Genomic DNA, 13,216 nt, shown 5'->3' on the forward strand with positions numbered 1-13,216 from the left:
TCATTCATGTTTTTCTATTACTAAACTTGTAATTAACGGCATTTTTTTTTCTAATCCCCCTCTAACTGCTTTGGCGTTTATTAAGGAAATGTCTAACGTCATATTTTCACTCGATATTTTAATCGCATGGAGTACGAAGATGTTTCATCTCGATACCTATGGCACGCTAGTCGCGGCCTGTCTGGTTTTATTGTTAGGCCGAAAGCTGGTAAAAACTGTCCCTTTTCTTAAAAAATACACCATACCTGAGCCGGTTGCGGGTGGTTTGTTAGTGGCCTTAATGTTGCTACTGATGCAAAAGACCCTCGGCTGGGAAATCAGTTTTGATATGTCGCTGAAAGACCCCTTGATGATGGCGTTTTTTGCCACTATTGGTCTGAATGCCAACCTGGCCAGTCTACGTGCTGGTGGCAAGGCTCTGAGTGTCTTTGTATTTGTCGTCGTCGGTCTGCTGCTCGTGCAGAATGCGATCGGCATTGCGCTCGCGAAATTAATGGGGCTTGACCCATTAATGGGGCTATTAGCAGGTTCTATTACACTATCCGGTGGGCACGGCACTGGAGCGGCATGGAGTAAAGTGTTTGTTGAGCGCTATGGCTTTGAAAATGCTACCGAAGTTGCCATGGCCTGTGCGACCTTTGGCTTAGTGCTTGGTGGGTTGATTGGCGGACCAGTTGCTCGCTATCTGGTTAAGCACTCTTCCACGCCAGATGGTACACCGGAGGATAGCGAAGTCCCCTCCGCTTTTGAAAAACCCTCTGCTGGCCGCATGATTACCTCATTGGTATTGGTCGAAACCATTGCCATGATTGCTATTTGCCTGATGGCGGGCCAAGTCATCTCGGGTTGGTTGCAAGGTACGATGTTTGAACTACCGACCTTTGTCTGTGTGTTATTCATCGGGGTTATCCTCAGTAATACACTGTCGGCGATAGGTTTCTATAAAGTCTTTGATCGCGCAGTGTCAGTATTGGGTAACGTCAGCTTGTCATTGTTCCTGGCGATGGCGCTGATGAGTCTGAAACTGTGGGAGTTGGCATCACTGGCATTGCCAATGTTGGTTATCTTGTCGGTTCAGGCATTGGCGATGGCGCTGTATGCTATTTTCGTTACTTACCGGGTGATGGGCAAAAACTATGATGCGGCAGTGCTGGCGGCGGGGCATTGTGGTTTTGGATTAGGCGCAACACCGACCGCCATTGCTAATATGCAGGCGATTACTGATCGTTTTGGCCCGTCACATTTAGCTTTCTTGGTGGTACCTATGGTTGGCGCGTTCTTTATTGATATCGTCAACGTAATAGTCATTAAGCTTTATCTGTTGCTACCAATCTTCCCAGCAGCCGTCGGGTAATTAATATATAGGGCTGATTTATACACCAGCCCTATACTTGATTACGCATTGGTATAGCGCGTTCGCTCTGGTAGCCAGCGCTCTATTAATGCCCGAGCATGTTCAGGATATTGTTGATGTAGATGGCGGGCGACTCGTTGTACTTCAGGAATCATTGCCTGATCACGCAGCAAATCAGCCACTTTAAACTCGGCACTCCCTGTCTGGCGTGTTCCCAATAATTCACCAGGGCCACGAATTTCCAAGTCTCGCTGAGCAATAACAAAGCCATCATTGCTATCGCGCAATACTTGCAAGCGCATCTGAGCGGTTTTGCTCAGTGGTGTTTTGTAGAGCAGCACACAATGAGAAGCCACGGCTCCACGGCCAACACGCCCACGTAATTGGTGTAATTGTGCTAAACCCAAACGTTCTGGGTTATCGATGATCATTAGACTGGCATTGGGTACATCAACCCCGACCTCAATCACCGTGGTGGCAACCAATAATTGCAATTCACCCTGTTTAAAGGCCTGCATAACCGCCTGTTTTTCAGGCCCTTTCATGCGGCCATGAACCAAACCGACTTTAATTTCTGGCAGAGCAACTCTCAATTCTTCGCAGGTGACTTCGGCGGCCTGAGCCTCCAGCAATTCGGACTCTTCAATCAAGGTGCAAACCCAATAGGCTTGCCGTCCCTCTTCCAAACAGGCATTTTTGACTCGCTGGATAACATCACTGCGGCGAGTATCAGGAATTGCCACTGTCGTGACGGGGGTTCTACCTGGAGGCAGTTCGTCAATCACCGAGGTATCAAGGTCAGCATAGGCCGTCATCGCCAAGGTTCGTGGAATCGGCGTCGCCGTCATAATTAACTGGTGTGGATGGAAGCCTTGCTCCTCGCCCTTTTCCCATAAAGCGAGCCGCTGATGAACACCAAAACGATGTTGTTCATCAATAATCACCAGTGCCAGTCCGGAAAATTGTACTTGTTCCTGAAACATGGCGTGGGTGCCGACAACCATGGAAACTTGGCCACTGGCAACCGCTTCTTGTTGCGCCAGCCGAGCTTTACCTTTTTGTTTCCCGGCCAGCCAGCCGACCTCTAGACCTAATGGCTCAAGCCATTGGCGAAATGTATTCGCGTGTTGCTCGGCCAATAATTCGGTGGGGGCCATTAGCGCAACCTGCTTACCATGAGCGATAGCACGCAGGGCTGCCAGTGCGGCAACCAATGTTTTACCTGATCCCACATCACCTTGGATGAGCCGCATCATGGGGAAATTATGGGTCATATCTTGCTCAATTTCCGCCACTACACGCTGTTGAGCACGGGTTGGCGTGAAAGGCAGCGCCGCTAGAAAACGTTGCTTAAGTTGTTCTTCAGCCAGCAGTGGCAGCGCCCGATAGCTTTGTGCCCCAGCTCTGACCGCCAACATGCTGAGATTATGGGCTAGCAACTCTTCCATAATCAGCCGCCGCTGGGCAGGGTGCTTACCTTGCTCTAAATCGAACAACTGAATGTCTGCTGGTGGGCGATGCAGGGTATGAATAGCTTCTGGCAGGCTAATGAGAGAGCGGCTTAGCTCTATGGGTAATAGTTCGGCAATAACACAGGTATCCAACATTGCCAGCGCTTGATCGATAAGTTTACGCAGAGTAGCCTGACGAATCCCCTCAGTGGTGGGATACACCGGCGTCAGTGATTCCTGCAATTCAACACCAATATTCTCTCCATGCACCCGATATTCAGGGTGAATGATTTCCGGCCCAGTATTACCCCGTTTAGCTTCACCATAGGCAATAACATGCTTGCCCGGAGACAGGCTGTTTTTCATTGCAGCATTGAAGTTGAAAAAACGCAGGGTGAGGACACCGGTTCCATCGGTGATTTGGCTAGTCATCATCCGCCGCCGACCAAAACTGATGTCGGAACGAATGACTTCGCCCTCAACCGTCACTGAAAGGCCAGGTAATAGATCACCAATACGATAGAGTCGAGTGCGGTCCTCATAACGTAACGGCAGGTGAAGCAGCAGGTCTTGAATAGTCTCCAGACCCATTTTAGCTAGTTTCCCAGCCTGACTTGCGCCAACACCGGAAAGTGTACTGAGGGGTACGGCATCCAGTAGGCGGCCTTTCATTTAAGACTCCGTGGATTGCATGGCTGACCACCATTGCGCATCGGCAATAACCTGGCCTTGGTCATCAATATAAGGCTGGGGAAGCCCTTTGCGTTTGGCTACTTGCGCCAATACCGGGTATCCACCTTCAAACAAGAGCCGCTGCTGCTGCTCTTCTGGCAAAACACTCTGTGCCCGCTGATACATACCCGCATTTTGCCGCTGTCGCTGTGCTTCATATAAAATCAGCGCGGAGGCAACCGATACATTCAGTGATTGCACCATGCCGATCATCGGAATAATGATGTCCTGATCCGCCAGTGCCAGTGCTTCTTGAGAGATGCCGGTTTTTTCCTGCCCCATGAGAATACAGGTAGGGCGGGTATAGTCGATTTCACGAAAATCAACAGCGTTGTCTGATAGATGAGTCGCTAGTATTTGCATACCTTGCGATTTCAGATGGGTAATAGCATCGGCAATATGAGAATGTGTTTTGACCTGAACCCAGCTGTTGCTTCCTGCGGCAGAAGAGAGCCGCGTATACATTTGAGTGGTCGGCCAAATGGCATGTACTTGATGAATACCGACGGCATCAGCAGTACGAATAATTGCGGATACATTGTGGGGTTTATGGACTTGCTCCAGACAGACCGTTAGGTCCGGCTGTCTGGTTGCAAGCATTTCACAAATCCGCGCATAGCGTTGAGGATTCATAGGCGTTAATTACGATTACGGCTGACTTTAACCACATCTGGCATGATACGAATCTTCCGCATAATGTTAGCCAGATGGACTCGGTCACGAGTAGTCAGGCGAATAAAGGCACTGTATACCCGGCCATCTTTCTCTTCAGTATTCAGGCTCTGAATATTAGATTCCGCGGCATTAATCGCCGCCGTCAGATTTGCCAGAGCGCCTTGTTGGTTGAACATATCGACTTTGATTTCAGCAATAAACTCTTGCTCAGTCTCTTTATCCCATTCAACCGCCATAAATTTCTCAGGTTCTTTTTGATAACCACGAATATTACGGCAGGATTCGTGATGGATAACCAAACCTTTGCCTGGGCTGATATGGGCGATAATCGGGTCACCCGGAATTGGACGACAGCACTTGGCAAAGGTAATCAGGACACCATCCGCACCCTTAATTGCCAAATTGCGAGTACCACCGGAGGTTGCCAGTGTTGATGGGTCACCTAAAAGGTTTTTAGCCACCACGACACTCATTGCATTACCCAAGCCAATTTCCGCCAGTAAATCATCCAGCGTAGCCAGCTTCATGCGATCCAGCTCGCGTTTGATATTTTCTTCTGAAATATCAGACAGTTTTCGTCCATTCCCCAATGCGTGATTCAGTAACCGACGGCCAAGGCTGACCGATTCATCACGTTTAAGGTTTTTCAGTAATTGGCGAATTTTAGCGCGCGCTTTCGAACTGACCACAAAATTCAGCCAGGCCGCATTTGGCCGTGCACCCGGAGCCGTAATTATCTCAACAGTTTGACCACTGCTCAGTGACTGAGAAAGCGGATATGGCTGGCGGTCAACACGAGCACCCACACAGGCATGACCGATATCGGTATGCACCGCATAAGCAAAGTCGACCGGTGTTGCGCCGGCAGGTAATTCAACAATGCGCCCTTCCGGGGTGAAAACGTAAATCTCATCAGGGAAAAGATCAGATTTTACACTTTCAATAAATTCAAATGAGCTGCCCGCACTTTGCTGAAGCTCCAGCAAGCTTTGCATCCAGCGCTGAGCGCGGATCTGTGCGGTGGTGCCGGACTCACCTTGCTCTTTATAAGCCCAGTGTGCCGCAACCCCCATTTCGGCCATCTGATCCATATCTTCAGTACGGATTTGCACCTCTACCGGAACCCCATGAGGGCCGATTAATGAGGTATGTAACGATTGATAGCCGTTAGCCTTAGGGATAGCGATATAGTCTTTTACGCGGCCGGGACGGGGTTTATACAGACTATGAGCCTGACCCAGAACACGGTAGCAAGTATCGACTTCTTTAACGATAACCCGAAAAGCATAGATATCCATGATGGAGTGAAAACGTTGCTCCTTCAGGTTCATCTTGCAATAGATGGAATAGAGATGCTTTTCTCGACCACTGACGCGACAAGGGATTCCTGCCTCTGTTAGTCGCCCTTCAATCTCCGCCAAGATTTTCTGAATCATCTCTTTGCGGTTGCCGCGAGCCGCTTTCACGACTTCTTTAATGACGCGGTAGCGATTTGGGTAGAGCGCTTCAAAACCCAGCTCTTCCAGCTCGGTTTTTAAATGGTGAATACCTAGCCGATGGGCTAGTGGGCTATATATTTCAAGGGTCTCGCGGGCAATACGACGACGTTTATCCGGACGCAACGAGCCCAGCGTTCGCATATTGTGTGTGCGGTCAGCCAGCTTAATCAAAATGACGCGGATATCCTGCACCATCGCCATGATCATTTTGCGGAAGTTTTCCGCCTGGGCTTCTTTCTTGTCGCGGAAGTTCAGTTTATCGAGTTTAGAGACACCCTCGACCAGCTCGGCTACGCTTTTCCCAAACAACTGCTCCATATCTTGATATGTAGCAGGTGTGTCCTCAATGACGTCATGCAAAAGCGCCGCCATTAGGGTTTCGTAATCAAGCCGCATCTCCGCGAGAATACAGGCCACAGCGACCGGGTGAGTGATATAAGGCTCACCACTGGAGCGTGTCTGACCCTCGTGAGCATCACGTGCGACAAGATATGCCTGTTTGAGGCGCTTAATCTGCTCCTCTGGCAGGTAACGTTGAATCAGCAGATTCAGGCTTTCAAACAGGTACAAAGCAGACTCGCTGTCTAATTAACGACGACCTTCAGCAATTGCGGTTACCGCTTGGATCTCAGCGGCTTCCTGCTCTTGCTGTTCTTGGCGTTCACGCACATCAAGAATCTGATTAGTAATCAGGCCTTCTTCGATTTCGCGCAGCGCAATCACAGTAACTTTATCGTTCTCTTCTGGAACCAGTGCGTCTTTACCGCCGGACTGGATTTGACGTGCCCGACGAGCAGCGACCAACACCAGGTCAAAACGGTTACCAATTTTCTCTACAGCGTCTTGAACAGTTACGCGTGCCATAATTCTGCTACTCCACAGGTGACGAAATGACTGGGCATGATACTGAAACTCTGTTCAGTCTGCCAATAATTTGCTGATTAAAGCGTCATGCCGCTGTTTTTGGCGGCCTAAACGCAGTCGTTCTGCACGAATAATGGTTTTCAGATCAGACAGTGCCAGATTGAAATCATCATTCACGATTAAATAATCATATTCTGCGTAATGGGTCATCTCAGCGACGGCTTGCGCCATTCGCTTAGCAATAACCTCTTCGCTATCTTGCCCACGGCCACGTAATCGGCGATCCAATTCTTCTTTGGATGGAGGCAAAATAAAAATACTGCGCGCGGTTGGCATTTTCGCGCGGATTTGCTGCGCACCTTGCCAGTCGATATCTAAAAATACATCGACACCGGTTGCAAGAACCTGCTCAATTGCCCGACGTGAGGTGCCATAGTAATTTTCAAATACTTTGGCATGCTCAAGAAAAGCATCATCATCAATCATCTGGCAAAACTCTTCTTTAGACACAAAGAAGTAATGCTCGCCGTGATTCTCCCCTGGACGTTTTGCACGTGTGGTATGAGAAATAGAAACCTGCGTGTCGTACAAAGGTTGTGTTTTTAACAAAGCCTGAATCAGACTTGATTTCCCAGCACCACTGGGTGCGGAAACTATATAAAGCGTGCCTTGAACCATGATGACGTTTCAGTTGATTAGGTTGATATACCCTTATTAGTTGAAGTTACAGTGGTGCTCGCGGGGTGCTCTCGCCAGAGTCACTGTTATCAGTGAATCCGGGATTTGCTCGCTTACAGACTATCTGCAACGCCAATTATGTTGGGTGTATATAGAAAGCAGAAGTGTGAATCTCCGCACAGTATACACGGCTGCTACGCGTCATGCAGCGTTACAACGCATTTCACCTTAATGTTTTGTCTATATACAGCACGATTTTATGCTTTTGCGGGGAGTGCTGCGTAATTTTAGCGAGTTGCAGTAGACATAAAAGTATTGTTCGGCAGCGCGCGCATTTAAATCTTTTTGTCTTCGACGGATAAAACATTTCGGGTTTTACTGCCGGTAGCCAGGGAGGAGGCGCTAATGAATGTGCAAATTTTGAAAATACTAAGTCTGATAATTATTGGTTTTATCAATTGGGAAGCTAGGGCTGAATCTATCTGCCCTGAATGGACAGAAAGCCGAATATCTAATGAAATTAATTTGTTAGACCAACAGCTGAGTAAGTGGGATATAGCATATCACCAGCAAGGAGTTAGTCTGCTGGATGACAATGTTTATGATCAATTACAGGATAAATTACGTGGCTGGCGGGAGTGCCGTGGGCTACCCGATAAAACGAATAATAGGCTGATACCAGGGAATGGGAAACGACTTCATCCAGTGGCACACACCGGATTAAAAAAACTTAAAAATGAGATGGCACTGACTAACTGGATGTCGGGAAGGAAAAATCTTTGGGTGCAACCCAAGGTCGATGGTGTTGCAGTGACACTGGTATATCAGGCTGGAAAGCTGACACAACTTCTTAGCCGGGGGAATGGCTTGAAAGGCCAAAGTTGGATTGATAAAGCGCCATTCATTTCTGCCATTCCACAATATATTGCGATGGCTCCCCCTCTGTTAACTTTGCAAGGGGAGCTATTCCTACAGATGGAAGGCCACCAACAAGCCCAATCAGGGGGAGTCAATGCCAGAACTTCAGTTGCAGGAGCTCTAATGCGCAAGTCTGCATCACCATTGCTGGCCAAACTGGGTATTTTCATTTGGGCATGGCCGGATGGGCCCAGGAACATGGTGGAGAGAACCACATTATTGCAAATAATGGGCTTCCCGTTGGCTGCTCAATACAGCAAGTCGGTCACTTCAAGTAAGGATGTCATTCAGTGGCGAGAGCACTGGTATCGAGCGCCACTACCTTTCGTGACGGATGGTGTTGTTATCCGCCAAGAAGAGGAACCCGCAGGGCGTTACTGGCGATCAGCATCAGGAAACTGGTCGGTAGCGTGGAAATATCCACCTATTCAGCAACTAACTGAAATCCAAGATATCCATTTTACCGTAGGACGAACGGGTAAGATCACCGTGGTTTTACAGGTTTCTCCCGTAAAAATTGATGATAAATGGATTCGACGCGTGAATATTGGGTCCATGGCGCGCTGGCGACAGTGGAATATTACATCTGGAGATCAAGTTACCATCGCATTGGCAGGGCAGGGTATTCCGCGGCTCGATAAGGTCGTCTGGCGTGTTGATCAGAGGCATGAATTCAACCCACCTATGGCAGATAGATTTCATCAGTTGAGTTGTTTTCGCTTACCACCCCTTGAGTGTGAACAGCAGTTAATAGCGCGGTTAACATGGCTCAGTGGTCCTAATGGGTTGGATATGCAGAGTATTGGCAGTAAATTTTGGCAAGAGATTGTCCATCATGGGCTCATTAATAATATGGTTGGGTGGTTATCGCTGACTGCTGAGCAAATAGCTGCGGTTCCGGGAGTTGGGCCTGTACGGGCAGAAAAAATTCATCAACAATTTCAGCTAACTAGAAAGAAACCTTTTTCTCAGTGGCTGCCAGCCTTAGGATTCCCACAGGGGATGCCTGTTGGTACTCAGTGGCACTCTTTGCAGCAACGTAGCATTGCCGAATGGCGTTTAATTCCAGGGATTGGGCTGGTACGGGCAAAGCAGATGAGCAATTTTTTACACCACCCAGAGGTGCAAGCGCAGGCAGATTTTTTATCACAACAGGGAATTGCAGGTTTCAGGCCCGAAGAGTGATCCTCTGCGGGCTTGGATTAATGCTCTGAGTGCTCATATTTGAATACTGGCAGGCCAAGACGGAATCTCAATGCCAGTAATCGTGCGCTCAGCCCTGTGACGAGGGTAATGATAACAACCCAGTTATGAGACAGTGGAGTGTATTGCAGAGCAATATAGATCCAAGCGGCGGCAAATGAGATACCGGCATAGATTTCTTTCTGAAATACTAATGGAATACAGTTACAGAACATATCGCGCAGAACACCACCAAAGACGCCGGTAATCACAGCTGCAATGGCCGCAATGATGGTACTGTGGCCCATGTCGAGCGCAATTTGTGCGCCAATAATGGAAAAAACAATAAGCCCAATAGCATCAAGCACTAGAAATAAATGGCGCAAATGCTTCATTAATGGCGCCATCCAAGTTGTGACTATTGCTGCAATTGCGACAATGACAATGTATTCAGGATGTTTAACCCAGCCAAGTGGATAGTGGCCTAAGAGCATATCTCTGACCGAACCACCGCCAATGGCCGTTGCAGAGGCAATAATAATGACGCCAAACATGTCCATTTGACGACGACCAGCAGCCAGTGCTCCGGTCATGGCTTCAGCTGTGATACCAATAATATAAAGCACACTGAGTAGCATAATGAATTAAATTTCTTAAGGGCTGCAAAGGACGCAGAGTAATCACTAAGAGATAACAGCGCGACTGAGATTTTCTAAGTCATGCATTTTAGATTACTTAATCTAATCAAAAAATTATCCATCTTATTAATATATATTCATAAAAAATGAATGACGTGATAATTATTCATTAATAATTCTAGGTGAAATAGCTCACTATTGAAGAGGGATGGTGGCACTACTGAGTACTTTTATGATTACCTGGCCTTGTTGCAGAGTTATTCGTCGGATGATAGCTTTTATTTCTATTTTATCTTTTATTTCAGTGGAATTTGTTCATGGATAAGTGTGTTAATCCATTCCAATATCGGGCTGTACTTTTAGTGGGTGTGATTGCCGTTGGGGCATTACTGACGGGTTGTGTCGATAGCTCAGGTCATGCAAATACATCTGTGGCGAAGGTTGCACCTCCGGTTTGTGTTAAAGGTGAAGCAATGACACAAACAACACTTTATTTTGGCTTGAACCGCCCTCATGGCCCCGTAATTTCATCTACTGAATGGCAGTCTTTCGTCGATAATGATGTCACCAGCCGCTTCAAAGATGGCCTGACAGTTATTGAGGCTAAAGGACAATGGTTGGGGAATGATGGCAAGGTTGCCAAAGAAAACAGCAGGACGTTGGTGCTTATCCATAAAGATGATAAAGAAAGTGCGATTGAAGATCTGCGTTCCCGTTATAAGCAGCAGTTTGCACAAGAATCGGTCATGCGGGTTGATGCCGTTGTTTGCGTTGATTTCTAACTGAAAATTTTGAGTGTCAATTTAGGCCCTTTGCCTTCTAAATAATGAAAGGTAAAAGGCCGACTTAATATTTATGCTGTGCGGTTAGAGCATGTTTGGCTCATAAGACAAGCCCAGTAATAGCAGCAGAAAGTAAACTGACCAAAGTTGAACCATACACTAGCTTTAATCCAAATCGTGAGACTACATTACCTTGCTGTTCATTCAACCCTTTAATGGCACCAGCAACAATGCCAATTGAGGCGAAGTTAGCAAAAGAGACTAAAAAGACAGAAAGAATCCCCAAACCGCGCGGAGACATTTCGGTTGCAACTTTTTTTAGCTCAATCATGGCAACGAACTCATTGGCTACTAACTTGGTCGCCATAATGCTCCCAGCCTGCAAAGCATCTTGAGCAGGGATGCCAATCAGTAGTGCGAGTGGATAAAATAGATATCCCATAACACCTTGGAAACTGATATTGAATAAAGTGCTAAATAAAGCGTTAGCAGCAGAAATTATGGCAATAAACCCGATTAACATGGCGGCTATAATCATGGCGATTTTAAATCCAGCCAGAATATATTCCCCGAGCATTTCAAAAAAGCTTTGGTCTTCATGAAGCTTATTTAGTTTTAATTCGGGTTCTTCTGTGACGGGGTATGGGTTAATAATAGAAAGAACAATAAAAGTACTAAACATATTCAGCACAAGCGCTGTAACCACAAATTTTGGATCGAGCATGGTCATGTAAGCACTTACAATTGACATGGACACAGTCGACATCGCAGTGGCGGCCATGGTGTACATTCTGCGCGGCGATATATCAGCAATAATTCCTTTGTAGGCAATGAAATTTTCTGATTGCCCTAAAATCAACGTACTTACGGCATTAAAAGATTCTAGCTTTCCCATGCCATTTACTTTAGATAACAATGTGCCGATGACCCGGATGATGAGCGGCAAGATATGAAAGTGCTGTAAAATACCAATCAATGCAGACACAAAAATGATGGGGCAAAGGACATTGAGGAATATAAATGCCAACCCTTGCTCATTCATGTTACCAAAAACAAAACTGGTACCTATTGCGGCAAATTTCATCAGTGATTCGAATAATCCAGCAAAGTATTTTATCGACCCCAATCCACTTTCTGAGTGTAAAAAGAAATAGGCCAATGCAATTTCTATAATTAGTAACTGAAAAATATAACGCAGTTTGATGTTTTTACGATCATGACTTGCGAGTAAAGCCAGGACCGCAATAGCAATCAGCGCCAAGAGAAAATGGAGAATTTGCAGCATAAGAAATCCGTCAGGGATAAAAATTCAGTCAGCATTTTATCCATAACAGCAGGTTTTTTTCATCTGAAATTCAACCTTCTTGAACATATATATTCTACCCATTCTTTAATTGTCCCCTAAACATCCCGCTTGTTTAAATTTTTACTGCATTCCCCGTCATTTATCCATTGGGTGACTCACTATTTATCTGCCAGCTTAAGTTGCCGTCATTAAGGCAAATGTAGCGTTTCCTCAAAGAGGATAAGGCGATAGCACTATCTGTGTTCAACCAACTCATTGGATGGAATATGAATATGATTAATCTCTCTAGTTGCCGCCCTTTTACTGAAGCCGGCCATTTATCTCAAATATCGGCTTATTATGAAGAAGGCCGTAATACCATGTGGATGTTACTACGCGCTCATCCGCGTCCTTGTTTTAATCTAGAGTTAATTGAAAATATTATGACGTTAGTTCAGGCAGCGAAAGAGTCAAAATTACCCATCGACTTTTGGGTAACAGGCTCGGTGGTGCCCAATATGTTTAATGTGGGAGGCGACTTAAACTTTTTTGCACAAATGATCCGGAACCGTAAACGCGAAGCTCTCATGGCATATGCTCGCGCGTGTGTCGATTGCGTCCATGCTGCAGCACGTGGATTTGATACTGGGGCGATATCTATCGCAATGATTGAGGGCAGTGCTTTAGGTGGAGGGTTTGAGGCAGCATTGGCTCACCATTTTGTGCTAGCGCAAACCACAGCCAGAATGGGTTTTCCTGAGATAGCATTTAATTTATTTCCGGGTATGGGGGGGTATTCACTTGTTACCAGAAAGGCAGGAATGAGGGTCGCGGAACAATTGATTTGGACGGGTGAACCCCATGCTGCTGAATGGTATGAGAGCCGAGGGTTAGTTGATAAGTTATTTCAGCCGGGTGATGCTTATATTGCGACGCGCACCTTTATAGACACGATCAGGCCTAAGCTAAATGGTATGAGGGCTATGATTCGAGTTCGGCAGCGTGTTTTGCAATTAACACGCTCTGAATTAATGGATATTACTGAAGATTGGGTAGATTCGGCATTTTCCATTGAACCGAAAGATATCGCTTATATTGAGCGGTTAGTCATGTTGCAAGACCGGCATACTTCGACAATGCCAAAAGCAATATAGTGTT

General features: G+C 46.6%; 11 protein-coding genes. 4 read left to right on the top strand and 7 right to left on the bottom strand.

Annotated elements, in window-relative coordinates:
* The first annotated feature begins 139 nt into the window (after positions 1-139).
* Positions 140-1,354, top strand: a complete 1,215-nt coding sequence (gltS, locus tag DJ58_RS08805) for a sodium/glutamate symporter (protein ID WP_004710420.1) — start codon at positions 140-142, stop codon at positions 1,352-1,354.
* 41 nt (positions 1,355-1,395) lie between these two features.
* On the opposite strand, the gene recG is transcribed toward gltS, so the two are convergent.
* The 5 genes from recG to gmk are packed head-to-tail and all read right to left on the bottom strand — an operon-like array spanning position 1,396 to position 7,253.
* Positions 1,396-3,477 (bottom strand): ATP-dependent DNA helicase RecG, encoded by a 2,082-nt coding sequence (gene recG, locus DJ58_RS08800; RefSeq protein ID WP_004710422.1) that lies wholly within the window; start codon positions 3,475-3,477, stop codon positions 1,396-1,398.
* Positions 3,478-4,170, bottom strand: a complete 693-nt coding sequence (gene trmH, locus DJ58_RS08795) for a tRNA (guanosine(18)-2'-O)-methyltransferase TrmH (protein WP_004710424.1) — start codon at positions 4,168-4,170, stop codon at positions 3,478-3,480. It lies immediately after the preceding gene.
* Between the two features lie 5 nt (positions 4,171-4,175).
* On the bottom strand, positions 4,176-6,281 hold the full coding sequence (gene spoT / locus DJ58_RS08790) for a bifunctional GTP diphosphokinase/guanosine-3',5'-bis pyrophosphate 3'-pyrophosphohydrolase (protein WP_004710426.1): 2,106 nt from the start codon (positions 6,279-6,281) through the stop codon (positions 4,176-4,178).
* An 18-nt stretch (positions 6,282-6,299) separates the two neighbouring features.
* Complete coding sequence (rpoZ, locus tag DJ58_RS08785) at positions 6,300-6,575, bottom strand: DNA-directed RNA polymerase subunit omega (protein WP_004392061.1); 276 nt, start codon at positions 6,573-6,575, stop codon at positions 6,300-6,302.
* A 54-nt stretch (positions 6,576-6,629) separates the two neighbouring features.
* Positions 6,630-7,253, bottom strand: a complete 624-nt coding sequence (gene gmk / locus DJ58_RS08780) for a guanylate kinase (RefSeq protein WP_004710427.1) — start codon at positions 7,251-7,253, stop codon at positions 6,630-6,632.
* A gap of 405 nt (positions 7,254-7,658) precedes the next feature.
* Here gmk and ligB point away from each other — a divergent pair, with 405 nt between their 5' ends.
* On the top strand, positions 7,659-9,356 hold the full coding sequence (gene ligB, locus DJ58_RS08775) for an NAD-dependent DNA ligase LigB (protein ID WP_004710429.1): 1,698 nt from the start codon (positions 7,659-7,661) through the stop codon (positions 9,354-9,356).
* Between the two features lie 17 nt (positions 9,357-9,373).
* Here the strand turns inward: ligB and DJ58_RS08770 are convergent, their stop codons facing one another.
* Positions 9,374-9,991, bottom strand: coding sequence for a trimeric intracellular cation channel family protein (locus DJ58_RS08770; RefSeq protein ID WP_004710431.1), 618 nt, complete (start codon positions 9,989-9,991; stop codon positions 9,374-9,376).
* A gap of 317 nt (positions 9,992-10,308) precedes the next feature.
* Between DJ58_RS08770 and DJ58_RS08765 the strand changes: the two genes are divergently transcribed.
* On the top strand, positions 10,309-10,773 hold the full coding sequence (locus DJ58_RS08765; RefSeq protein ID WP_032911459.1) for a DUF3574 domain-containing protein: 465 nt from the start codon (positions 10,309-10,311) through the stop codon (positions 10,771-10,773).
* 100 nt (positions 10,774-10,873) lie between these two features.
* On the opposite strand, the gene DJ58_RS08760 is transcribed toward DJ58_RS08765, so the two are convergent.
* Positions 10,874-12,058, bottom strand: a complete 1,185-nt coding sequence (locus DJ58_RS08760; protein WP_032913256.1) for a NupC/NupG family nucleoside CNT transporter — start codon at positions 12,056-12,058, stop codon at positions 10,874-10,876.
* A 287-nt stretch (positions 12,059-12,345) separates the two neighbouring features.
* On the opposite strand from DJ58_RS08760, the gene DJ58_RS08755 reads away from it, so the two are divergent.
* Complete coding sequence (locus tag DJ58_RS08755; RefSeq protein ID WP_004710439.1) at positions 12,346-13,212, top strand: crotonase/enoyl-CoA hydratase family protein; 867 nt, start codon at positions 12,346-12,348, stop codon at positions 13,210-13,212.
* Positions 13,213-13,216: the final 4 nt, after the last annotated feature.

The organism is Yersinia frederiksenii ATCC 33641, from assembly GCF_000754805.1.
Lineage (GTDB): Bacteria > Pseudomonadota > Gammaproteobacteria > Enterobacterales > Enterobacteriaceae > Yersinia > Yersinia frederiksenii.